Origin of the sequence: Acinetobacter sp. ANC 3903, from assembly GCF_002135315.1 — a bacterium.
In the GTDB taxonomy this organism is placed as follows: domain Bacteria; phylum Pseudomonadota; class Gammaproteobacteria; order Pseudomonadales; family Moraxellaceae; genus Acinetobacter.
In genome coordinates this window covers 1-22,666 of the sequence record NZ_NEGA01000016.1, presented here as the reverse complement: position 1 = coordinate 22,666, position 22,666 = coordinate 1, and the positions used below count along the sequence as shown (strand labels likewise).

The window sequence follows — 22,666 nt, the reverse complement described above, 5'->3', positions numbered from 1 at the left end:
TGGCAATGATTGGCCATTAAAAAATTTAATATTGAAAAATGATGGATTGTAAGAGATGATTTTTTTGTAGTTAAAATTAAAGAGTGAACAAAAAAGACACTGATTAAATAAAGAAAATATCATAATTAAAGTAAAGAAATAAGTTAAAAACAATATAGTTTATAATTTAAATAACGTGATATATATCACATAAAATAATAAAAACACAAAACGAAACACAATATTTTGTTAATTGGTTATTTAAAGCACATATTGTGGACTACAATATGAACATTAATAACAATGAATAAAGAATATTTTAATTATGAACTTTAAACTCAATATACTTTTTTTATCTTGTGGAACTTTACTGTTTTCTACATTGTCATATGCAGAATTGATCTATAATGACGTTGTCGATCAACAACGTGAAAAGATTGTACCTTTAATTAAACAAGGCCAGGTGGATAGTGGATTACAAAAACTCAGACAATTATTGATCCGTTATCCCAATAATCAGAAATTGATTGCTGATTTTGTGGTGCTCGCCTATGAAAATAAAAAATTTACAGAATCAGATGTTCAGTACCTTAAGGGTATAAAAAGCCAACAATTTCCAGATTATGCAAAGGTGAATGTGCTTAAGGCCTTGCGTGATTTAAAAAAATTTGAATTAGGAGAATTTTGGGCAAAAAAATTCGCCCAAACAGATCAAAATCAGATGTGGACAGTATGGACCGGTGTTTTGCAAGCGGAAGCAGGCAAAACTGCTCAAGCAAAAAATACACTAAAGCCGATTGATATCAACTATGTAGAGGCCGATTATTTAGCACAACTCGCCTATACCTATCGACTTTTAAACATGCCGATCGAGGCAATCAATGCAGCGACTCTGGCCATTGAGAAAAATAAAGATTTAAGTACCGAAGAACAATATGTACTGGCACTTATGGCGAATTCAAATTATGCCAAAGCTGAACAGTACCTGGGCCGTAATGAAATAAGTCAACAACAGCCGCAACTGGGCACCACGGTAAAAATCAGTGAATTTACCCAACGTATTCAAAATGCGGTGCAATATATTAAATCAGCCAATTACCGTGTTCGTGGCAGTAATCCTTATCAACCGCTAGATAGTGTGCTGGCGGATATGGAAAGCTATGAAACCCAGATGCCCAGTAATAATATCAATTTAAAACGTCAATTTTACTATGAATATATCTATGCCTTAAATGCAAGAAATCGATCAAAAAAAGTGATCGAGCAGATTCCTAAAGTGGGTTTGCCAGTTGAGCAAATGCCGGTCTATGTACGTCAAGCGATTGCAGAAGCATATCTGAGTGATCATCAGCCTAAAGTGGCGGAAGTGCATTATAAAGATTTGATTAAGGACAAAAAGAATGCAAATTATAAAATGTATGCAGGTTTGTATTACGCTTTAATTGAACAGGAAAAATATAAGGAAGCGGATCAGTTCCTCAAAGATCTGGATAAATTGTTACCGACATTTTTCTATAGTAATGCTAAAGGGGTAGATAAAGTTACCCACGATGACCGTGGTGAATATTTGGGACTTGTGGGTCTTAATTATTTATATCGCAATGAAAATAGTAAAGCAGAAAAATATTTTGAAGAATTAGTAGCTAAGGCACCCAATAACGTGGTGTACCAAGCTAATCGTGCACAAGTGCAACGCACACGTGAAAATCCTCAGCGAGCTGAAATAATATTGTCGCAGTGGGATAGTATGGTGCCCGTTGATGAAAGTATAAAAATCAATCATATGCTGAATATGCAGGCCATGGGTGATATTCAACAATGGCGTGCTCAAAATGCTGACCTGATGCGAACCATACCGGAAGATACCGGGGTGGTAAAAAGTAAAAAAGAACTTGATGATCGTGATCATGCATCTATTCAACACCAAAGTCTTTTTTCAAAAAGTGAATCCGACAATTCTGCATTACTGAATCGTTTGAAGGGTAGTCGTGAACAGGAAAACTGGACACGTATAAATACGCCTTGGTTTTACGACAATTTCCGAGCTTATGTCGACCATAGTATTCGATCAGCTGATTACGAGGAAGGCAAGGTAGATGATCAGCGCGTAGGCTTGGGTCTGGAATGGGAATCGCGTCGCAAAGCTGCAAATATTATGCTGTCCCAAAGTATAGATGATGCACTGGGAAATGACCGCTTTGGCGTACTGGTGAATTGGTCACAATGGTTAAATGATCATTGGCAGTACACTTTAGGCTATAACAGTCAAGCTAATATTCCCTTACAAGCGGTAAAAAATGGTAATGAAGGTCAGTCTTATAATTTAGGCCTAAACTGGCAACAGCATGAATCTCGCGAAGCTGGAATGAACTATCAACTGACCGATATCGATGATAATAATACCCGTCATGAAGCGATGGCCTATTTTAAACAGCGGATTTTAAAAGGACCTCACCATATTACCAGTTTGTCTTTAGGAGGGTATTACAGTCAAAACGATCAAGTTGCGGTGAATTATTTTAATCCTAAAGAAAGTTATAGTGCGGAACTGACCTTACAGCATGATTGGAACACCTGGCGTAATTATGATGCATATTTCAACCAGCATTTTGAATTCAGTGCTGGAGCTTTTGGGCAAAATGGATTTTCCTCAAAGGCTATATATAACGTTTTTTATCAGCACGATTGGCAGTTTTCTCGAACCTGGAGTGTGAACTATGGCATAGGCTGGGGAGTCCATCCTTATGACGGGGAAGATGAAAAAAGAACTTATGGATCAGTAGGTCTGAAGGGGCGTTTTTAATGAAGAAAATCGAAAAATTTTTACTTGTTGTCTTCTTTAGTACTGTTTGGTTTACGCCAACAATGAGCATGGCGCAAAATGCAACAAAATCTAAAGCTGAAGTACCAAATAATTTATTTGTGACCATCACCTTTCACGATGTGCGAGACGATGTTACTTCAGGTGACAGCGATCTATACGCAATTAGTACTAAAAATTTGGCCCAATATTTTGCGTGGTTACAGCAAGAAGGATGGGTTCCGATCCGTTTGCAAGACATTTGGCTGGCAAGACAAAAGAAAAAGAACTTACCACCAAGATCCGTATTGCTGACCTTCGATGATGGCGCACTCAGCAGTTATACCCGGGTTTACCCTTTATTAAAACAATATAACTATCCCGCCGTATTTGCCATCGCTACAAGCTGGATTAATGGGAATACCAAAGATCCCTATGAAGCTTATGGCAAAAATAATTTAATGAATTGGGATCAGATGCGAGAAATGCAACAATCCGGCTTAGTCGAGTTTGCTTCCCATTCAGATAATATGCATAAAGGTATACTTGCCAACCCTCAACAAAGTATGGAGCCCGCTGCAATTACCCGTACCTATTTACCCCAATTAAAACATTATGAAACAGATGAAGCCTATCAAGAACGTGTCATCGAAGATTTAAAAAAGTCGAAAGAAACTTTAGATTTTGAATTAGGTACACAGACTCTAGCCATTTTTTGGCCCTATGGGGCAGTGACCAAAGAGAGTGAAGAGCTTGCGGTAAAGGCAGGATTACCACTGTCATTTAGTTTGGGTAGCATGTCGACACTTGCAGATGCAGGGGCCACATATCAACGGGCGCTGGTGATGGGTAATCCTACCCCGGAAATGCTACATACAGAAATGCTGGATTTCTTGACTTTCGCCAATGAAGCATACAAGCAACGTAAGAGCTTTGTTGGTTTTGATCTGGCTGAAATGGCCAGTCCCAATAATGAAATTTTTGATCAGAAACTTGGACAGTTGCTTGATCAAATTAATGCCTTAAAAACCAATACGCTGGTCTTAAAAGCAGTGGCTGATGAGAATGGAGATGGAAAAATAGATGTTGCCTATTTCCCGAATTCTCAGTTAGGTATGCGGCAAGACTTGCTCAACCGTACAGTTTGGCAAGCACGTACCCGTATTGATAATCGTGTATACGCAGAGCTGCCTATTGATCTAGAGACGAAACAGGGATTGAATCTGGCTAAATTAACTGGAGATATGGTTAAAAACAATACTTCTATTGAAGGCTTGATGATTGAAACTGGGGATGAATTTGCATGTGCTCTGCAAAATAAAACTTGGGATTCTGCTTGTACCCAAAAAGTGAAGCGTGTTTTGCAAATAAAAGAACAGACTAAACAACAGGCGAAGTACTACGCCAATATTAGTAATAATTACCAAACTGCTTTGAAAATAGGTTTAAAGAATAAGCATATTGATGGTCTGAAGCCTTTAATTGAGCATAGCTTGGCGGACAGTGACTTTCTTTATATTGAATTTGATCCCGTTGAACATCCTGAGATATTTAAGGCTGTGCAAAAACAGTTAGAAAAATTAAATGCTCAACAAAAGCAGCATCTGATTTTTAGTTTTACCGTTAATCCAAACTCCAGCAAGCATGAATGGAAACATTATCAACAGAATTATCAAACTATAAAAAATTTAGCGATACAAAAAGTTGGAATTAATAACTATCAGTTAAAAGCAGGACAGCAGATTCAGGAAAATCTTTATAGGGAGTTAAGCAACAATGATAGTCCGTTAACTTATCGCAATCCTTATAAGAATAATACTGCGAAAAGGAGACAATAATGGGGGAATTCAGTTCAATGAATGTGAGTGATTTATATTTTGGTTTTGCTTTTTTTTATCCATTATTTATGGCTTGGATTTGGATTGCAGGCGGAATCTGGTTTTATCTAAAGCATGAATACAAGAAACCGCCATTGCCTCATCCTAGCGAACAGGGATGCAGTATCATTATTCCTTGTTTTAATGAGGCAGCACAGGTTAGAGATACCATAAAATTTGTCATGCAAACTCAGTATCCAGATTTTGAAGTCATTGCAGTGAATGACGGTAGTCAGGATAAAACTGCTGAAATTCTGGATGAGCTTTTGCAAAAATATCCGAAACTCAGAGTTGTCCATTTGGCTGAAAACCAAGGCAAGGCCTATGCCTTACGTGCCGGGGCAATGGTGAGTCAAAATGAATATCTGATTTGTATAGATGGTGATGCCTTAATACATCCGCATGCAGTGTTATGGATGATGCATCATTTAACCAGTTACCCACGGGTTGGGGCAGTCACCGGGAATCCACGTATTTTGAACCGTTCCAGTATACTGGGCAAAATTCAGGTCGGCGAATTCTCTTCTATTATTGGATTAATTAAACGTGCACAACGCACCTATGGACGAATCTTTACTGTTTCAGGCGCAATAGTCGGTTTTCGTAAAACAGCCCTAGACCGGATCGGATATTGGCGTGATGACATGATCACAGAGGATATCGATGTATCATGGCGTTTACAGTTCGATCATTGGGATTTGCAATATGTCCCACGAGCATTGTGTTACATCTATATGCCTGAAACCTTCAAAGGCTTGTGGAAACAGCGTTTACGTTGGGCCCAAGGAGGAGTAGAGGTTTTATTTGCTTATTTACCGAGCTTATTTAAGTGGAATCGACGCCGTATGTGGCTTATTGCGCTGGAGTCTATTATCAGTGTGGTTTGGGCGTATGTGATGTTTGGTATTATTATCTTATATCTATATGGTCTGTTTTTTTCTTTACCAGGAGAGTGGGCAATTCAATCTCTCTTTCCACAATGGTACGGGATTATTTTGGGTTTAACTTGTCTGATCCAATTCTTTGTCAGTTTATGGATCGATAAACCTTATGATAAAGCCCGAATCTTCAGGAACTATTTTTGGGTCATTTGGTATCCACTGTTCTTCTGGATTCTGACCATGTTGACGACAGTGGTTGCATTACCTAAAACGATTTTCAAGACTCAAAAACGTGCGCGCTGGGTAAGCCCAGATCGTGGATTTAGAGGAGAGCCAGAAAATGACTAAAGTATATAAATTTTATTTAATTGAAGATGAGTCAAAATTGGAGCTGCCAGAATATATTGATCAACCTGAATATGTACGTAATAAAAACATGGGTTACAGTTTGCAAATCGTAGGTTGGTTTGTGTTTATGTGGTTATTTATGCCAGCGTTGACCATGCTGTTTTGGTGGTTTGAAGGTCAAACCATTTATCAGCAACTGGTCACAGAGGCTCAACCGGATAGCCAATTAAGTTTAATGAATATTATTGTACTGATTTTAAGCTTTATTAGCGTGCTCTTTCTTTGGGCAACTTATAACTGGGTCCGCTTTTCAGGTAAGGAGCGTAGAAAAACCCCATTAGCAATTGCGGTACCCCAACTTGCCAGTAGCTTTAAGGTGAATACGGCAGATATTATCAATATGCAACAGGCCAGGAATTTAACCCTTTATTATAACAATAAAGGGCTACTGGAGTTTTTTGAGACTAATCACCAGTTAAAAAAGCGGATTTCAGCTTAGAAGGCTGAGGATGTTCATGGACAAAATCATCGGGGTAATAACCAATATGTTTTACCCCGTGTTTTTCTAAAAACTTGATAGTATCCACAATTTCTTCGGTGGAAAGCTTCTGATCGTTTATCCAATTCAATGCTTGAAGTTCAAAGATCGTATGACTCAAATCTGGGTCGTATTTTTTTGACTGTCGTATCAGGTCTAAATAAAACTGTTGATGGTCATCCGCTTCTTCCATATAAGGCATGGCCATAATGGCATTGTAGTCATAATATTGATAAGTACTAGGCATGGATTGGCTAAACCAGTTTTCACTATGTGGCTCTAATACTACTGGTGCATACATATTGCGTGCAGTCAGAAGATTAGGCTGTTGCTGTTTAATGATTTTGGTAATGCCTGCAGCAAACTGATCCAGATAGGCTGTTTTGAATTTTGCAAATTCCAACTGTTTAGATTGTCGAGGTTGTTTTAATAATTGATCTGCACCGAATCCCCAAGCCCGGTACATGCTTTGTGCCGGAGCAGAGCTATCTTCATAATCGTTGAGCGTGACATCATCGTGATAGAGCACGCCATCCACCGCATTTGATTTTATAAAGTCTAAATAAATTTCGGAAACATATTTGAGATTTTTAGGATCAAAGGGTGAAACCCGAATATAACCATGTTTTCCACCGGCGTTGTGTGAAACATAGGTCAGTCTGTAACTTTTGGGAAACTCCCAAGCCATTAACGGTAGCCAGGCATAAATATGCTTAACCTGGGTCTTGCTACGAATCTGGCTGACCAGAACAGGGAAAAGATTATCTCTGGTCGGAATATGGCGGTTTTTAAAGTACACCTGATCGGCTGAACCATTGGCATCGGGGTCGGCAAAGGCTTGCAAGAAAATGGTATTCGGTTGTATCTGGATAATCCGTTGGATTAAATCTTGAATATTTCGTTGTTGCTGTTTTTTATCTTTATCATAAACATAGTCAATATCGATATGCATGATACGCATCTGATCGATTTTTCCGGTTTTTTTTAAGGGCGGCGCGACTGATTTTTGCGTCATATTTTGCTGTACAATTGCATCAATAGGATGCTGTTTGATTTGCACAATATCGGCAGAATATGCAGACAAGGGGAGACAGCTTAAGCTCCAATAAAGACAATGGCTAAGTCTATTCTGGTATAAATTTTTAAAATTATTCATTCTTATACTCACTTTTATCATTTATTGAATTTTTAAAAAATCTCAATTTATTCATTATTGTTTTATTATGCAGTGGCCCGGTTGCAGAGCGATCAGGCGCGAAGTAAATCATCAATCAACAGCTTTTTCATTTTAAACACCGCTGCCTGTGCACGAGGGTTTTGCCTGAGTATTTCACTCAAATTTTCAGGATGAATTTGCCAGCTCACACCAAACTGGTCTTTACACCAGCTACATTGACTTTCTGTACCTTTGAGCGTGATGCTATTCCAGTAATAATCAATTTCAGCTTGATTTTCGCATTCAATGATCAAGGATACGGCTTCATTAAATTCAAACGGTTGAGGAACGCCACTGTCCATGGCCATCAGGGTGAAGTGATTGGCGATCACTTGGGCATGTTTGATTTGTCCAGCGTACTCGCCCTCGCTATATTTTAAAATGCCTTGGGTGCGAAAATGATGAAATAGGCTTTGGTAAAAATTTAATGCAGCCAGACATTGTCCCTGATATGCGCCGCAATACATCAGCGTTGGGACAATCTTTTGCTGATTGGTATCGGATAATTTTCCCAAATAAAGTTGCCAGCTAAATCCATATTGATCTTGCAGCCAGCCATAATAATCACTCCATGCATATTGCCCCAATGCCATTTGTGCAGAACCGCCTTCAATCAATTGATTCCAGTAGCGATCAACCTCGGTTCGATTTTCACAAATCACCATAAAAGAAATTGAAGGATTGGGATGAAATGTAGGTCCATCATTAATGGCTAAGAACCGTATGCCCGCCAATTGTGCTTTTACCGCATACTGATTTTCTTCGATCAGGTGGCTATTGGGAAAAATAGAGCAATACCATTCAAATGCAGCTTTGGCATTTTTTTCAAACCACAGGCAAGGGTAGATAGAGTGTGTCATTATTATGCTCTATGTCTGCAATATCAGCAGATAATGCGACCTTCTACAGCCTTAACACAAGTAACTTTATAGAGCGTAATTGTATAAAAATTATTCGGATTGAAACGAGAAAATATTGTTTTAAGATGGCATATTCTCAGTTTTTAAAAACTTATTCAGATACAATAACTTGAGCCTATATTCATCGATATCAACCACAGCACTTTCCGTATACGGTTGTGGGTGGAGTGGGAGAGTGAGGGCAATAAATAGACCTAAAAATGATTCGAGATCAATGACCCACTTAAAACATAACCAGTTGCACAATGCCCAACAGTTGTATTGGGCAACGGATCATGCAGAAAATCCGTTAGGTGATGAATAACGACTTTCTATCTTGTTTTTATCTAAATGAACGCTATCTTTAGGTAAAACCATCAATACAAACAGGTTTGAATGCGAATTTTCATTTCCAACGCTTGTTGCACAATAAAGGTTTTCATCCAGTTCACCTGTTGTCCCATGGGATTGGTTTTAATGGCTGTATTTAAGAAATCTAATGACGGCTGACTGAACAACTGCGTTTCAATTGCATCTGTAAGCTGAGCGCTATTGGCGCTCAGTGGCAGGCTGACCAGATAAAATGCCTTGGGATAATTATAAAAGGCGTAGAGCAGGTTAAAGGCTTTTTGATCGGCCTTTAAATTTCCCGCACCGATTTCATAGCAGCGATCCTGGTTGCTATGGGTTACACCGATCAAAAAATCACATTGATTACCCGAAAGTCGTAGTCCAAATTGCAGTCCAATCTGGTCAGCACTCAGTTCATGCTGAACAAAATTATTCAGAATGGTACCATCCTCAGCCCAAGGTTCTTGTAAGACCAGTAAATGCTGATTGTGCTGATAGATATGACCAGCAAGCTGGGCGCGTTCTAGGCGGGACTTAACGGATTCAATGTTTGGGTCGGGTAGTGGCATAATTTAAAAAACACAGGAGATAGGAGAAAGTTCAGTTAATGTATGAAATTTTCAGGGCGAATAAAATATATGGCTTAGAGGAATTAACAATCAGCTTATATTTTGTACATTTTAATCTTTAGTTGTGATCCGGCCTATCCCTGAGTAGAATAACAAGAGGCTTAAGCTGATCATTAATAAAAACTTATACTCATTATCAGAGAAGCTTTATATGATAAATTTGCATATCAATATAATAAAACAAGCAATAGTCTGGATAACTAAATCTCTATAATGAATATATATATTTTTAAAAGTGTAATAAGTACACGTTGATCTGAGTTGGTGTTGTCAATGTCCATAACTGAGGAAAGACTTACTCATCTTAAACAGCTTGAAGCTGAGAGTATTCACATTATCCGTGAAGTGGCTGCCGAATTTGAAAATCCGGTCATGTTGTATTCTATTGGTAAAGATTCTGCAGTAATGCTGCATCTTGCTTTAAAAGCATTCTATCCTGCAAAACTCCCATTCCCGCTACTGCATGTAGACACGGGCTGGAAGTTCAAAGATATGATCACATTTCGTGACAACATGGCGAAAACCCATGGTTTCGATTTGATCGTGCATCAAAACAAAGAAGGTAAAGACGCTGGGATCAATCCGTTTGATCACGGTAGTTCTAAATATACCGATATTATGAAAACCCAAGGCTTAAAACAGGCTTTGGATAAATACAAGTTCGATGCCGCTTTTGGTGGCGCACGCCGTGATGAAGAAAAATCACGTGCCAAAGAACGTGTATATTCATTCCGTGACAGCAAACACCGTTGGGATCCTAAAAACCAGCGTCCTGAACTTTGGAATCTTTACAACGGTAAAGTGAACAAAGGTGAAAGTATTCGTGTATTCCCGTTATCAAACTGGACTGAGCTTGATATCTGGCAATACATCTACTTGGAAAGCATTCCATTAGTACCACTTTATTTAGCTGCAGAACGTCCTGTGGTTGAGCGTAGTGGCACACTGATTATGGTTGATGATGAACGTATGCCTTTAAAAGAAGGTGAAGTTCCGCAAATGAAATCGGTACGTTTCCGTACATTAGGTTGTTACCCATTAACGGGTGCGGTTGAATCAACTGCCAACACCTTGCCGGAAATTATCCAGGAAATGCTTTTAGCCACCAGTTCTGAACGTCAAGGTCGTATGATTGACCATGATGAAGCAGGCTCGATGGAAAAGAAAAAGCAGGAAGGTTACTTCTAAGAACCTAAAAATCTCCCCTTGCGCAGCAGCGCTGCTCATCTTTATGAAAGAGAGGAGAAAAAGTCCCTCTTTTATAAAGGGGAATTTAGGGAGATTTAGAAACCGATTTCAACGAATTTGTGGAGCTTTGAGCGATGTCTCATCAATCAGAATTGATTAGCCAGGATATCCTGGCGTATTTAAAACAACATGAAAATAAAGACCTGTTACGTTTCCTGACTTGCGGTAACGTGGATGACGGTAAATCGACTTTAATCGGTCGTTTGCTTTACGATTCAAAATTGATCTATGAAGATCAATTGCAAGCCGTAACCCGTGACTCTAAAAAAGTGGGTACAACAGGTGATGCACCTGACTTGGCGTTACTTGTAGATGGTCTGCAAGCTGAACGTGAGCAGGGGATTACCATTGATGTGGCATACCGTTATTTCTCTACAGAAAAGCGTAAGTTCATCATTGCCGATACTCCGGGGCATGAGCAATATACCCGTAACATGGCTACAGGTGCATCTACCTGTGACCTTGCAATCATCTTGATTGATGCGCGTTATGGTGTACAAACTCAGACTCGTCGTCATACCTATATCGCAAGCTTGCTGGGTATTAAGAACATTATTGTTGCGATCAACAAAATGGACTTGGTTGAATTCTCTGAAGCACGCTTCAATGAAATTCAAGCCGACTATGCAAACTTCGTAAGCCAGTTGGGCGACCGTAAGCCAAGCAACATCATCTTTACGCCAATTTCTGCATTGAATGGCGATAACGTGGTGAACAAGTCTGAGAATACGCCGTGGTACAAGGGCGAAACCTTAATGGGTACGCTTGAGTCTGTTGAAATTAACCGTGATACCGCGAAACGTGATTTCCGTTTCCCTGTGCAGTATGTGAACCGTCCTAACCTCGACTTCCGTGGTTTCGCAGGTACGATTGCACTTGGTGAAATCAGCGTAGGCGATAAAATTGTTGCTTTGCCATCGGGTAAGTCTTCAACTGTTAAAGAAATCGTAACCTTTGATGGCAACCTTGAACATGCTTTTGCAGGTCAAGCGGTGACATTAACGCTAAACGATGAAATTGACGTATCACGCGGTAATATGTTGATCCGTGCGGATCAGGGTATTCCTGCCATTTCACGTTCGGTTAAAGCAACTGTGGTATGGATGGCGGATCAACCGCTTGTGCTGGGCAAGTTGTATAACATCAAAATTGGTACGCAAACTGTTCCTGCCAAAGTGACTGGCATTAACTTCCGTACTAATGTGAATACACTTGAGCAAATGCAAGTGGATCATCTTGATCTAAACGCGATTGCCAATGTGACTGTTGAATTTGATGCACCAGTGGTATTTGACCGTTATCAAGACAGCCGTTACACCGGTTCGTTTATCTTCATTGATCGTTTGAATAACGTAACGATTGGTGCGGGTATGGTTGAAGAGTCTGTTGAATGGACTGCACATAGCAACCCTGTAACTGCGGAAGACCGTGCGGCACGTTTGGGTCAAAAACCTGCGTCAATTACTGTATCTGCTAAAGCACTGGAAAATGCACAAGCGCTTGAAAACTTGTTGCTTCAACAAGGTATTGTAGCGATTGCGAAAGCTGACCTTGATGCTGCTCAAGTTGCACTTCTTCGTGAAACGGGTATTGCAGTGATTACCACTGTTGCAGAAGTGACAGATGTAAGCTTCGCGCAAGAGTCGGTTGAAGAATTGGCTGAAAAAATTGTGGAATTGGTTCGTCTGTAAGACTGGACTGATTTTAGAAGACCCGCCGAAAGGCGGGTTTTTCATATTAAAGAATATTAATTTGGATTTGCGGATCGTCCAGGTTTGACAGAATAGACTTATAAATATTGTAATTTTCTTGATCGTAACAGACAAAATACACATGCTCGATATGTTCAAAACTAGGTAGGCTTGAAAGTACCGTACCAATTGCGATTTCGGTTGCTTCCTGTTTTGGATAGTTATATACATCTGTTGAGATATGAGGGAATGAGATAGTTTTGCCTTAACCTCATTGGCTTTAGATAAACTATTTAGATAAGCATTACAAAGTTCTTTAGTTTCGTTTTTTGAGCCGCCTAGCCAACGAGGTCAACTGTGTGAATGATAAATTGAGCAGGTAAATTACCAGCTGTGGTAACTACAGCCTGGCCATTAGGAAGAGAGCTACCAATCTCATTATGAATTCGGCTACATACCTTTTGCATCTCAGCACCGGCTTTTTTATGAATGATGTAATCTACACCTCCGCCACCAATCAATGATTTATTGGCTAAGTTTACGATAGCATCGACAGTAAATTTAGTTATATCATCTTGAACAAGAGTAATTTTTTGTAAAAAAGACATTTTATAGTACCAATAGAATATATGGTGATTTAACTAATTAGGACGTGAATAATGATTGAAAAGATATACATTGAACAACACATTCAGAATACTTGTGATTTAATCATTCAACATATAAAAAATGTTCTAATTTTTCAGAAAAATATTAATAAATCTTTAGGTTGGCATTCAAGATTCATGGAAAATTTATTTCATCCAGAAGATGCTTTGATTTTTAAAGGATATTCTAAAACTATATTTGATGATAAAGAGTCCGGTATTATAAAAACTCAAAAAGAACATATTGTCCCAATGACGTATCTTTTAAATGAATTATGGTTGTTGATAGAAAAGAAAGAATTATCGGATAAAGAACTTTCTGCCATTTTAAAACGAAACTTGGGAGTTGCTTATATTTCTGATAATGAAGCAAAAAAATTGGATACAAAATTTTCGGGTTTGAAAACAAAAATGCCTGATCATTGGAATATTATTAGTGATGACCCCTTAGATCGACTCAAAGCAGTTGGGATTATATTGGTAAACGAGGATGGTCAAGAAGTGAATACTTTAAAATAATTTATTTGTAAGCAATGAATAGCTAAGCATCAATAACTGAAAATTATTCTTTTAATGTTTAGACGATATTAACTGAATTACTTATCTTAAAAACACTTAGCAGACAGTTTCAATTATTTAAGAAAACGAAAACTATTTTTAGTCAGGTCTCTATTCAAAAAAAATAGGTTTGATTAATATATAAAATCTAATTAAGATATATCTTAGTTAATCTTAAGGTATATCTCTACTATGCCAAATTTTGACCTTGTTGCAGACATCGAAAGCACTTCAAAACCCCGTAAACGCCTGTTTGAAGCAGGGCATATGAAACTGTTGGTACTGCACCTGATTGCTCAAGCGCCTAAGTTTAGCTATGACATCATTAAAGACATGGCATCACTGGTAGGCGGGAACTACAAGCCGAGCGCAGGTACCATCTACCCAACGCTAAATTATCTCGAAGAACATCAATATATATGCTCAGCATTGAATGTAGATGAGCGTAAGCAATACAGCATTACATCTGCCGGTATAGAGCATTTAGAAGCAGAACAAACTACTGTAGAGAAAATCCTGTGCCGCTTCGATACACGCAAACAAATCCACAATAACGAACAGTTTATTGATATCAAACGTGCGATGGAAAACCTGAAAACTTCACTGCGTTTAAAACTATCCCAAGCTGAATTAAGCATTGAAGATGTTCAAAAAATTGCAGAACAGATTGATCAAGCAGCAGCGAACATTACCCGTTTGTAATTCAATACACGATTTAAAAAGATTAGGTTAAATGATGAAAAATACGCTCCCAAAATTTCACCCAAAACATCTGACTTGGCTGATGCCCCTCATCCTGTCAGGCATTATGAGTGGGGCAATTTCCTGCTTTAACATGCTACTGAATAAAGGCTGGAGTGACCAATTTATTTCATTATGGCTACATGCCTGGAGCTTATCATGGCTGATGGCATTTCCACTGATTTTGGTGATGCTGCCATTGGTGCGTAAATTTTTGATGCAATTTGTAGAAATGCCAAAATAAGAAACGATTCGGTTTGATTAAAAAATTATCCAAACCATAAATAGAGAGATGGGGTGAATGCATAAGATTTAACCCCGTTTTTTTATCAGCCAGATCACCAAGCGGGTCAACATAAGCAGTAGGGCAAAATAGATTTGAAAGACGGCTGCAAAAATCATGATCCAGCCGCTATTCCCGGGTGTCTTTCTTGCATCAAGCTCAATTACAAATACCAAAACAGCAATCCCAATTTCAAAAGCAATTACGGTTTTTAATAGCCATCTCCAGGGAAAACGCAACAACCACGTGAGGAAAATAATACCCAAACAAGGAAACAGACAAAATAGAAAAATAACTTTTAAATCCATAACAATTCGGTATTTTTTATTGTGGGGGGTCTTACAATATATTGAATAAAAATAGAAATAAAGCAATGTACTTGAAAAGACTATGCAATATTCAATTGGGTATTTTTATCATGTAACCATAATAATTTTAGATTAGTCCATTGAATCAACAATGCTTTTCATTTCATTCAAACTTTTTACCCCTGCAATCCGTTGCATGATTTGTCCATTTTTAAAAATCAGTGTAGAAGGCAAACCGTAAACGTTATAGCGCAAGGTCAAAATAGGGGATTGATCGATATTCACTTTGCCAAATTTGATCTTGGGTTTTACTTCAGCATAATGTGCAGCCAACTGTTCAAAGACAGGGAAGTTTTGTACACAGGGTTTGCACCAGTCGGCATAGAAACGGATGACTGCCAGACCTTCAAACCATTCAAAGTCACTATAATTATCTTCATTGTATTCAATGATGGCTGACATCAATTTTTCCTCATATTTTCCCGATCAATGCTTGGACCAAGTCATGCTTAATTCTGTATGACCAGTGTTTTTATCCATGGCTTGGCTGATGATTTTAAAGCCCTGCTGTCGATAAAAATTGACCGCTGCGGTATTTTCAGCATACACATTTAAATGCAATTCATCACATTGCTGTTTTAAAAAATCAATTAAACATTTGCCATATCCACAGCTTTGCTGATGAGGTGCAATAAAAAGTGCAGCCAGCACCGCCTCTGATCTTAATAAGGATGCAAACCCGAGCACCGTTTTATTATCTTTAATGACATAATTTTCGGCCAAAGGCAGATAAAGATCATGCATTGGAATCAGCTGCTTTTCCCAGTAAGTAGCAGGAATAAAATCATGTGCCTGTAAGGAAGCATTGAGCCAGATGCCTAAGATAGCGTCCATATCCTGCATTTCAGCTTTTTGAATGGTTGCCATGCCTATCTCATATCATTTTGCTGAATAGTAGGAAGATTATACATAAGTCCACGGTTATTCATTCCCGACTATTTCTATGTTCAAATAGGACGGTAAATTTAAAAAGTAATGAATAGATCAGGAAGAAACTATGTCACAAGCGACTATGCAACAAGTCATTATCACAGAACCGGGTGGCGTGGATAAACTCGCTTACGAAACTGTTGCAGTACCTGAAGCTAAAGCAGATGAAGTCTTGGTAAAGGTGCATGCCTTTGGTATTAACCGTCCAGATATCTTGCAGCGCCAGGGTCTATATCCAATGCCTAAAGGGGTGACGCCTGTGCCGGGTCTGGAAGTTGCAGGTATTGTTGAGGCTGTGGGTGGCGATGTCACCCAGTTTAAAGTTGGCGATAAGGTTTGTGGCTTAACCAATGGTGGTGGCTATGCAGAATATTGCGTGGTGCCTGAAAGCCAAACCCTGAATATTCCTGAAGGGGTAAGCTTCGTACAGGCAGCGGCGATTCCTGAAACCTTCTTTACTGTATGGGCTAACGTGTTCCAGATGGGTAAAGCCAAAGCAGGGGAAACGGTATTGGTACATGGCGGAACCAGCGGTATTGGTACCACTGCATTGATGCTATGTAAATCACTCGGTATTAAAACCTTTGCTACTGTAGGTACCGATGAAAAAGTTGCAGCAATTTCAGATTTAACTACTGCCATCAATTACAAAACTCAAGACTTTGAGCAGGTCATTAACGAGCAAACCGACAATGGTGGTGTCGATGTGATTCTGGATATGGTCGGTGCGCCATATCTGGAAAAGAACCTGAACTTGTTACGTCGTGAGGGTCGTCTGGTTTACATCGCTTTCTTGGGTGGGGCAAAAGCCAAAGAGGTTAAACTCGGTCAAATCATGATGAAACGCTTGACTATTACTGGTTCAACCATGCGTGCGCGTAATACTGCTGAAAAGGCTGAAATTGCTCAAGGATTAAAGGAGCATGTTGCACCGCTGTGGGCAAAAGGTGAATGCTTGCCGATGATCTATAAAACTTTCAAGTTTGACCAGATTCAGGATGCACATGCAGTGATGGATACTGGTGAACATGTCGGTAAAGTTGTGGTGGAAATCATCTAACCATTCAAGCTTTAAATAAAATAAAAGCCAACATATGTTGGCTTTTATTTTGCATGTAATAAAAAATGATAAGTAATTTAAATTAATGAATAGAAAAAAGGTCATAAAGTTTAAAAAATGGTAAAAAAATGTCTATTGCTCGACACAACCTGTCAGAACTAGGAGGTAAATTAAGATTTAAAATAATCCGACTAAATCGTTTGGTATTAATTGAAGTGTCATGTAATAAAAGGAAGTATATTATGAAAATAGTCTCAGCTCCTTATACATCTGAACATGGTTTACGTGCATTGAAAAGATTGCATAAGGCCATTATTTGCAATCAGGTATTGCCTTCTAATCTGCATCAATTTTATAAAGCCATGCTGCATCTTGAGCGTTATGTTGAACGGCTTAATCCTAAACCGCCGACAAAAGGTGTCACCAGCCGTTTCAAATCGTGATTCGAGTTTTTCCTATTAGGCTTAAGTTGAAATAAATATTTAAAATTAAGTTTTTGATTGGTAGTATAATTTTTAGATAATTTAAAAATTTTAGCATTTTAGGCATTGTGCTTTTATTGCACAAAGAGGGTGTTTATGAAGGGCAATGCGTCAACGCATGAGCGCCTCGCAGAGCGTTTGGCCAATATTTTAACCAAACTGAATATAGGGCATCAGTTAAGTGTACAAGAACTGGCGGGTGAGTTTCAGGTCAGTACCCGAACCATTGAACGGGACTTTGACCGGCTTAATTCATACTTGCCTTTGATTCAGGATGAAAACACTAAACGCTATTATCTGGAACCTTCCTATTTAGGCCGTTTTAAACTGCAGGATATCCAGAATTTTGCGCAACTGTCGGGAATTAGTGAGCTTTACCCGACGCTGGATATTTCTTTTTTACGCGAATTGATGGACGAGCGGGCGAGTCAGGTCTTCTCGGCAAAAGGCTATTATTTTGAAGATACCAAGCGGTTTGCTGAACATTTTAAGCTGCTTAGCGCTGCGATTTATAAACGTCAATGGATTGAGCTGCAATATCGTGATCAATGCAGAATCATCCAGCCTTATCGTTTGATCCATCATCATGGCATCTGGTATTTGGCGGGTGTCTTTCAGGAAAAACTGCAGACTTATCGCTTAAGTCAGATTCAGCAGGTGAAACCGCTATTTGAGGCAGAAAATTTCCAACATGATGCCGAGCTATTGAAAATACTGGCCGATGAGGAAAGCATCTGGTTTGGACAGCAAAAACAGCAGGTTTTTATCCAGGTAAAAGCTGAGGTTGCGGTATTTTTTAAAGAGCGGCGTTTGTTTCCGGAGCAACAGATCGAACAGGAATCCACATCGGGAGAATTATTGCTTAGCTGTCAGGTTCGCCACGAAATGCAGTTGTTGCCTTTGGTGCGGTATTGGCTACCACATGTCAGGATTATTCAGCCGGTTCATTTGCAGCAAAAACTGGAGCAGGATCTGGAGAACTATTTGCGCTCTGCGGGATAATACTCAAAGAGCAGAATAGGGGAATGCAATCCAGAATAAAAATCTGAGTTGCTAAATTTGAGGCATAAAAAAACCAGCTTAATGCTGGGCTTTTTATTTACACCATCTTAGTAGGCTAAGAATGGTGCCCGAGGCCAGACTCGAACTGGCACGCTTTGTGGGCGGGGGATTTTAAATCCCCTGTGTCTACCGATTTCACCACTCGGGCTTAACAAGATTGGAGGCGGAGGTCGGAATCGAACCGGCGTACACGGAGTTGCAGTCCGCTGCATGACCACTCTGCCACCCCGCCATCTCTTGTTGCTGCGTATATTATCAAGCCCTGAAAAAAAAACAATAGGAGATTTATGCAGATGTGCATAAAAACAGCATATAGCGGAAATTATTTAAAATATTCATGTAGAATGTGCGAAATTGATTCATATCAACACTTGGGAGAAGTGCCGTGGCATTAGTTTTAGATGGTCGTGCATTGGCAAAGCAAATTGAGGCTGATTTGTTAACTCGCGTAGAAGCGTTAAAAGCAAAATCAGGTCGTACTCCAATCCTTGCGACTATTTTGGTGGGTGACGATGGCGCATCTGCAACTTATGTGCGTATGAAAGGAAATGCTTGCCGCCGTGTCGGTATGGATTCACTCAAAGTTGAATTAGGCAAAGAGACCACAACTGAACAATTGCTGGCTGAAATTGAAAAACTCAATGCCAATCCTGATGTTCACGGTATTCTTTTACAGCACCCGGTTCCTGCCCAAATTGATGAGCGTGCATGTTTCGATGCCATTTCACTGGCAAAAGACGTAGATGGTGTAACTTGCCTTGGTTACGGTCGTATGGCAATGGGTGAAGCAGCTTATGGTTCTGCAACACCTGCAGGTATCATGACTATCCTGCAAGCCAATGACATTGAGATTGCAGGTAAACATGCAGTTGTGGTTGGGCGTTCTGCGATTTTGGGTAAACCCATGGCTGCAATGCTACTTGAAGCCAATGCAACTGTTACGATTTGCCATTCACGTACTCAAAACCTGGCTGACTTCGTTAAACAGGCAGACATCATTGTCGGCGCGGTAGGTAAAGCTGAACTGATTCAAAAAGACTGGATTAAACCAGGTGCAGTCGTGGTTGATGCTGGCTTCCACCCACGTGATGGCGGTGGTGTCGGTGACATCCAACTCGTCGGTATTGAAGAAGTGGCTTCTGCTTATACGCCTGTTCCAGGTGGTGTAGGTCCTATGACCATCACAACATTGATTCGTCAAACGGTTGAAGCTGCTGAGAAGGCTTTAGGTTAATCTTTTGATTAAAAGATAGTGAAGGCACGACGGAGTCTTACCGTTGTGACGATCGATGTAAGAAGCTCATATGTTACTTTTGTTTCGGCAAAAGTAACCAAAACCATTTGTCACCCGCAGAACTCGGCATTTTGTGTCATTTAATTTGAAATGTCGCAGAAACAATTTTAAATAAATTGAGGTCTGCCTCGGACAGCTGCGGATGACGTGGTCATATATCAAATCCCCTTATAAGTGCTAATAAGATTATCGCCAAGGCTTAAGCATGAGCTGTACTTTCCAATTCCCTAAAGCCCCACAACATTTAATTCAAGCTTTGCATGAAGTGATTCCAAGCTGTGAGCTGCTTGCCCAGCAATTGCCTGAAACCCCGATTTCACTGTGGCTAATTCCACCGGTATTTCCAACCGATAAACTCGATGATGAAGTGATTCGTCGGATCTGGAATGATACACCGTACTGGATTTTCTGTTGGGCATCAGGCCTGGCAATGGCACAGTGGCTCTTAGCTGAACCGCATCATGTCAAAGACAAGGTCGTACTCGACTTTGGTGCAGGATCGGGTGTGGTCGCGATTGCAGCGAAAATGGCAGGGGCTAAACGGGTGATCTGTTGCGATATCGACAGCGTGAGTCTGGATGCTTGTCGTGCCAATGCAGAACTAAATAATGTCGAACTTGAATATCTGGATGATTTATATAAAGCAGAGCAGGTCGATGTGCTGTTGGCCGCAGATGTACTGTATGACCAATGCAACCGCTTTTTCCTGGATGAATTTCTGAAATTTGCACCAGAAGTGTGGGTGGCAGATAGTCGGGTGAAAAATTTTAGTCATCCAAAGTATGAAAAACTGGATGAACGTAGTGCTACGACTTGGCCGGACTTAGATGAGTCGCCAGAATTTCGTAATGTCAGTTTTTATAAGACGCTATAAATAGCGTCTTATTTATTTGTATCTGTGGTTTTAAATTTTAAGAACAGGTATAACGAACCACGCTCAAGGTACTCGGGCGCGCATCTAAAGACTGGCGAGTGGCCATATTTTCACTGTTATACAAATCTGGGGTATTGCTTAAACTCACGCTGGTACGGCTTTGACCCAGTTGACGACCATATTGGGGTGTTTGTATTTCAGGGTTGGCAATTTCACTAATGCTTAAAATGGTTAATTTATATTGTTTATTTAAGCCCAATACTTTTTGACAGGCGCGTTGTAATTTCTGCTCATCCATTTTCTGGTTTTGACGAACAGCCAAAGTATAAGCCAGTGTTGCACGATCCGCCGACTGGCTTTCAATCTGATAGCCGACACTACCATTGTATTGACGCGGAGTACTTTGACAAGCACTAAGTCCAAGCGCAATCAAACCTAAACCTAATAATTTATATCTCTTGTTCATCTTCAAAAGTTCCCGGCGTTATTATTCCATTCAGTATGCCATAAGCCCGTTTTTTTAACGATCTTGACGTGGCGTATATTCCATAAAAAAGCTTTCCAAATGTGACCATCTGGAAAGCTTGTGAGCTGCTGATTGAACTGGATTAAATCGACTTAATCATCAGTAATCATGCTGTACTTTTGGGTGTCTTTCATAAAGAAATAAATAATTAAAGACAAGCCTATCATGAAGGTAATGTAGAAGAAGTGGTAGTTTTCATGATCTGCATTTTTAAAGCTGAGAGCAACCAGTTCTGCAGTACCGCTAAACAATGGATTGGCAATGGCATAAGGAAGCGCTACACCTAAGGCACGAATATGTGACGGAAACCATTCGGCTTTGACTACAGCATTAATTGCACTATAGTCAGTCACAATCACCATGGCTACTCATACATAGCATGAAGTCAGTAGCTAGATTGGTGATCGAGCCTAAACCAGTGAAGATTGGAATGGTGAACAATACGCCCAGAATACCAAAAGTAATCATAATTGGCTTACGGCCAATTTTATCTGACAATGCACCAACAGCCGGTTGTAACAGAATGAAGATAAAGATCGCTGCTGTGGTAATTTCGGTGGGGCTGTAGTTTTTTCAAAACCAGAAGTATTGACCAGATATTTTTGCAAATAGGTGGTAAATGTATTGAAAGCCAGTGTACCGCCGGCAGTCAATATAATCACGGTAAAGGCTTGTTTTGGATATTTGGTGAATAAAGCCAGCGCACCTGATTTAGGCCCGCCATTTTTTGCTTGTTCCTGAGCTTCTTTAGGTGATTGAGTTTCAACCAGTCCGCGACGAATCCAGAACACCACGACTGCTAACAATGCACCAATGGCAAAAGTTGAAGCAGTTTTACGGTGTCATCGCCTTCAGGGGAAAATTGGGAAGCAAAGTACAAGGTAAATGCGGCATAGACATACCATTCAACCAGGTTGCCTGCAGAGCCGCCGAGGATAGATTTAAAACGAGTTTTTCTATCAAGTGGCAAAGCTGCAACATGAGGAGATGAATCTGTCACAACAATTCTTCAAAAGAATGTTGGCAAAACACATCTTTTTAAATTCTTCAGCTGAAAAATTTAAAAACATATATTTTGTTGTGGAAGATAGAAATAAGGTTTTACAATTATGTTATATGCTGATGTTTAAGCTTCTACATTGGATTTTAGTCTATAACCCCAATCCTGTTTAAGCCAATGATTCCATAATCTGAATGATTGGCTTATTTCGATGGATTAATTGGTATGCACATACCGAAGCATAAATCCCACTTAAAAAGCCCGAAATACTACGAGCTTTACTTGTTACTAAATTGTATTGTCCTTTCAATAGGCTGAAAACGTTTCTATTTTATTGCGCTGTTTTAAGTGATATTCATCAGATTTTGGTAGTTGAACAGACTT

21 protein-coding genes, 2 tRNA genes and 3 pseudogenes are annotated in these 22,666 nt (G+C 39.6%); 14 read left to right on the top strand and 12 right to left on the bottom strand.

Annotated features, from left to right (window positions below; translation table 11 throughout):
* The first annotated feature begins 304 nt into the window (after positions 1–304).
* The 4 genes from pgaA to pgaD are packed head-to-tail and all read left to right on the top strand — an operon-like array spanning position 305 to position 6,384.
* On the top strand, positions 305–2,782 hold the full coding sequence (pgaA, locus tag B9T29_RS12560; protein ID WP_228146608.1) for a poly-beta-1,6 N-acetyl-D-glucosamine export porin PgaA: 2,478 nt from the start codon (positions 305–307) through the stop codon (positions 2,780–2,782).
* Positions 2,782–4,617, top strand: coding sequence for a poly-beta-1,6-N-acetyl-D-glucosamine N-deacetylase PgaB (gene pgaB, locus B9T29_RS12555; RefSeq protein ID WP_086176247.1), 1,836 nt, complete (start codon positions 2,782–2,784; stop codon positions 4,615–4,617). The genes pgaA and pgaB (B9T29_RS12555) overlap by 1 nt, the downstream gene beginning before the upstream one ends.
* Positions 4,617–5,885 (top strand): poly-beta-1,6-N-acetyl-D-glucosamine synthase, encoded by a 1,269-nt coding sequence (gene pgaC, locus B9T29_RS12550; protein WP_086176246.1) that lies wholly within the window; start codon positions 4,617–4,619, stop codon positions 5,883–5,885. The genes pgaB (B9T29_RS12555) and pgaC overlap by 1 nt, the downstream gene beginning before the upstream one ends.
* The gene (gene pgaD / locus B9T29_RS12545; protein WP_086176245.1) at positions 5,878–6,384 is read left to right on the top strand and encodes a poly-beta-1,6-N-acetyl-D-glucosamine biosynthesis protein PgaD; all 507 of its coding nucleotides are present in this window, start codon (positions 5,878–5,880) and stop codon (positions 6,382–6,384) included. Before pgaC ends, pgaD begins: the two co-directional genes overlap by 8 nt.
* Here the strand turns inward: pgaD and pgaB (B9T29_RS12540) are convergent.
* From pgaB (B9T29_RS12540) to B9T29_RS12530, 3 genes are all read right to left on the bottom strand, one after another.
* Positions 6,350–7,507, bottom strand: coding sequence for a poly-beta-1,6-N-acetyl-D-glucosamine N-deacetylase PgaB (pgaB, locus tag B9T29_RS12540; RefSeq protein ID WP_228146607.1), 1,158 nt, complete (start codon positions 7,505–7,507; stop codon positions 6,350–6,352). The genes pgaD and pgaB (B9T29_RS12540) overlap by 35 nt on opposite strands.
* Positions 7,508–7,671: 164 nt before the next feature.
* Entirely contained in the window at positions 7,672–8,499 is an 828-nt protein-coding gene (locus B9T29_RS12535; protein WP_086176243.1) for a VOC family protein, read from the bottom strand.
* A gap of 416 nt (positions 8,500–8,915) precedes the next feature.
* Positions 8,916–9,458 carry a hypothetical protein gene (locus B9T29_RS12530; protein ID WP_086176242.1) on the bottom strand — a complete coding sequence of 181 codons (543 nt, stop codon included), beginning with the start codon at positions 9,456–9,458 and terminating at the stop codon, positions 8,916–8,918.
* A gap of 339 nt (positions 9,459–9,797) precedes the next feature.
* Here B9T29_RS12530 and cysD point away from each other — a divergent pair, with 339 nt between their 5' ends.
* On the top strand, positions 9,798–10,706 hold the full coding sequence (gene cysD, locus B9T29_RS12525; RefSeq protein WP_171264054.1) for a sulfate adenylyltransferase subunit CysD: 909 nt from the start codon (positions 9,798–9,800) through the stop codon (positions 10,704–10,706).
* 134 nt (positions 10,707–10,840) lie between these two features.
* A complete protein-coding gene (cysN, locus tag B9T29_RS12520; RefSeq protein WP_086176240.1) occupies positions 10,841–12,457 on the top strand; it encodes a sulfate adenylyltransferase subunit CysN in 1,617 nt (538 codons plus the stop codon).
* A gap of 46 nt (positions 12,458–12,503) precedes the next feature.
* On the opposite strand, the pseudogene B9T29_RS16790 reads toward cysN, so the two are convergent.
* Positions 12,504–13,065: pseudogene (locus tag B9T29_RS16790) on the bottom strand (macro domain-containing protein).
* Positions 13,066–13,116: 51 nt separating this feature from the next.
* Here B9T29_RS16790 and B9T29_RS12510 point away from each other — a divergent pair.
* The 3 genes from B9T29_RS12510 to B9T29_RS12500 all read left to right on the top strand — a co-directional run bounded on the left by B9T29_RS12510 (position 13,117) and on the right by B9T29_RS12500 (position 14,647).
* On the top strand, positions 13,117–13,623 hold the full coding sequence (locus tag B9T29_RS12510; RefSeq protein WP_086176239.1) for a hypothetical protein: 507 nt from the start codon (positions 13,117–13,119) through the stop codon (positions 13,621–13,623).
* 231 nt (positions 13,624–13,854) lie between these two features.
* On the top strand, positions 13,855–14,364 hold the full coding sequence (locus B9T29_RS12505) for a PadR family transcriptional regulator (protein WP_086176238.1): 510 nt from the start codon (positions 13,855–13,857) through the stop codon (positions 14,362–14,364).
* Positions 14,365–14,398: 34 nt separating this feature from the next.
* Positions 14,399–14,647: a DUF2798 domain-containing protein gene (locus B9T29_RS12500; protein ID WP_086176305.1), complete on the top strand. Its 249-nt coding sequence runs from the start codon at positions 14,399–14,401 to the stop codon at positions 14,645–14,647.
* A 68-nt stretch (positions 14,648–14,715) separates the two neighbouring features.
* Here B9T29_RS12500 and B9T29_RS12495 read toward each other — a convergent pair whose 3' ends face one another.
* From B9T29_RS12495 to B9T29_RS12485, 3 genes are all read right to left on the bottom strand, one after another.
* Positions 14,716–14,994: a hypothetical protein gene (locus B9T29_RS12495; RefSeq protein WP_086176237.1), complete on the bottom strand. Its 279-nt coding sequence runs from the start codon at positions 14,992–14,994 to the stop codon at positions 14,716–14,718.
* A 132-nt stretch (positions 14,995–15,126) separates the two neighbouring features.
* Positions 15,127–15,456, bottom strand: a complete 330-nt coding sequence (locus B9T29_RS12490; protein ID WP_086176236.1) for a thioredoxin family protein — start codon at positions 15,454–15,456, stop codon at positions 15,127–15,129.
* 24 nt (positions 15,457–15,480) lie between these two features.
* Positions 15,481–15,921: an N-acetyltransferase gene (locus tag B9T29_RS12485; RefSeq protein WP_086176235.1), complete on the bottom strand. Its 441-nt coding sequence runs from the start codon at positions 15,919–15,921 to the stop codon at positions 15,481–15,483.
* 130 nt (positions 15,922–16,051) lie between these two features.
* Here B9T29_RS12485 and B9T29_RS12480 point away from each other — a divergent pair, with 130 nt between their 5' ends.
* From B9T29_RS12480 to B9T29_RS12470, 3 genes are all read left to right on the top strand, one after another.
* Positions 16,052–17,044: an NAD(P)H-quinone oxidoreductase gene (locus B9T29_RS12480; RefSeq protein ID WP_086176234.1), complete on the top strand. Its 993-nt coding sequence runs from the start codon at positions 16,052–16,054 to the stop codon at positions 17,042–17,044.
* Positions 17,045–17,286: 242 nt separating this feature from the next.
* Entirely contained in the window at positions 17,287–17,487 is a 201-nt protein-coding gene (locus B9T29_RS12475; RefSeq protein ID WP_086176233.1) for a hypothetical protein, read from the top strand.
* A 135-nt stretch (positions 17,488–17,622) separates the two neighbouring features.
* The gene (locus B9T29_RS12470) at positions 17,623–18,528 is read left to right on the top strand and encodes a helix-turn-helix transcriptional regulator (RefSeq protein WP_086176232.1); all 906 of its coding nucleotides are present in this window, start codon (positions 17,623–17,625) and stop codon (positions 18,526–18,528) included.
* Positions 18,529–18,650: 122 nt separating this feature from the next.
* Here B9T29_RS12470 and B9T29_RS12465 read toward each other — a convergent pair.
* Positions 18,651–18,736, bottom strand: a tRNA-Leu gene (locus B9T29_RS12465).
* A 10-nt stretch (positions 18,737–18,746) separates the two neighbouring features.
* Positions 18,747–18,820: transfer RNA gene (locus B9T29_RS12460), tRNA-Cys, on the bottom strand.
* A gap of 153 nt (positions 18,821–18,973) precedes the next feature.
* Here B9T29_RS12460 and folD point away from each other — a divergent pair.
* Positions 18,974–19,822, top strand: coding sequence for a bifunctional methylenetetrahydrofolate dehydrogenase/methenyltetrahydrofolate cyclohydrolase FolD (gene folD / locus B9T29_RS12455; protein WP_086176231.1), 849 nt, complete (start codon positions 18,974–18,976; stop codon positions 19,820–19,822).
* A 265-nt stretch (positions 19,823–20,087) separates the two neighbouring features.
* Positions 20,088–20,756 carry a class I SAM-dependent methyltransferase gene (locus B9T29_RS12450; RefSeq protein ID WP_086176230.1) on the top strand — a complete coding sequence of 223 codons (669 nt, stop codon included), beginning with the start codon at positions 20,088–20,090 and terminating at the stop codon, positions 20,754–20,756.
* A 37-nt stretch (positions 20,757–20,793) separates the two neighbouring features.
* On the opposite strand, the gene B9T29_RS12445 is transcribed toward B9T29_RS12450, so the two are convergent.
* The 3 genes and pseudogenes from B9T29_RS12445 to B9T29_RS12435 all read right to left on the bottom strand — a co-directional run.
* Positions 20,794–21,222 (bottom strand): hypothetical protein, encoded by a 429-nt coding sequence (locus B9T29_RS12445; protein WP_086176229.1) that lies wholly within the window; start codon positions 21,220–21,222, stop codon positions 20,794–20,796.
* A 152-nt stretch (positions 21,223–21,374) separates the two neighbouring features.
* Positions 21,375–22,282, bottom strand: a pseudogene (locus B9T29_RS12440) (MFS transporter).
* A 169-nt stretch (positions 22,283–22,451) separates the two neighbouring features.
* Positions 22,452–22,666: pseudogene (locus B9T29_RS12435) on the bottom strand (IS982 family transposase); the annotation flags it as partial.

Coding starts and splice junctions, on each gene's coding strand:
- pgaA (WP_228146608.1), top strand. CDS start 305: ATGAACTTTAAACTCAATATACTTTTTTTATCTTGTGGAACTTTACTG.
- pgaB (WP_086176247.1), top strand. CDS start 2,782: ATGAAGAAAATCGAAAAATTTTTACTTGTTGTCTTCTTTAGTACTGTT.
- pgaC (WP_086176246.1), top strand. CDS start 4,617: ATGGGGGAATTCAGTTCAATGAATGTGAGTGATTTATATTTTGGTTTT.
- pgaD (WP_086176245.1), top strand. CDS start 5,878: ATGACTAAAGTATATAAATTTTATTTAATTGAAGATGAGTCAAAATTG.
- B9T29_RS12535 (WP_086176243.1), bottom strand. CDS start 8,499: ATGACACACTCTATCTACCCTTGCCTGTGGTTTGAAAAAAATGCCAAA.
- B9T29_RS12530 (WP_086176242.1), bottom strand. CDS start 9,458: ATGCCACTACCCGACCCAAACATTGAATCCGTTAAGTCCCGCCTAGAA.
- cysN (WP_086176240.1), top strand. CDS start 10,841: ATGTCTCATCAATCAGAATTGATTAGCCAGGATATCCTGGCGTATTTA.
- B9T29_RS12510 (WP_086176239.1), top strand. CDS start 13,117: ATGATTGAAAAGATATACATTGAACAACACATTCAGAATACTTGTGAT.
- B9T29_RS12505 (WP_086176238.1), top strand. CDS start 13,855: ATGCCAAATTTTGACCTTGTTGCAGACATCGAAAGCACTTCAAAACCC.
- B9T29_RS12500 (WP_086176305.1), top strand. CDS start 14,399: ATGAAAAATACGCTCCCAAAATTTCACCCAAAACATCTGACTTGGCTG.
- B9T29_RS12495 (WP_086176237.1), bottom strand. CDS start 14,994: ATGGATTTAAAAGTTATTTTTCTATTTTGTCTGTTTCCTTGTTTGGGT.
- B9T29_RS12490 (WP_086176236.1), bottom strand. CDS start 15,456: ATGTCAGCCATCATTGAATACAATGAAGATAATTATAGTGACTTTGAA.
- B9T29_RS12485 (WP_086176235.1), bottom strand. CDS start 15,921: ATGGCAACCATTCAAAAAGCTGAAATGCAGGATATGGACGCTATCTTA.
- B9T29_RS12480 (WP_086176234.1), top strand. CDS start 16,052: ATGTCACAAGCGACTATGCAACAAGTCATTATCACAGAACCGGGTGGC.
- B9T29_RS12475 (WP_086176233.1), top strand. CDS start 17,287: ATGAAAATAGTCTCAGCTCCTTATACATCTGAACATGGTTTACGTGCA.
- B9T29_RS12470 (WP_086176232.1), top strand. CDS start 17,623: ATGAAGGGCAATGCGTCAACGCATGAGCGCCTCGCAGAGCGTTTGGCC.
- B9T29_RS12450 (WP_086176230.1), top strand. CDS start 20,088: ATGAGCTGTACTTTCCAATTCCCTAAAGCCCCACAACATTTAATTCAA.
- B9T29_RS12445 (WP_086176229.1), bottom strand. CDS start 21,222: ATGAACAAGAGATATAAATTATTAGGTTTAGGTTTGATTGCGCTTGGA.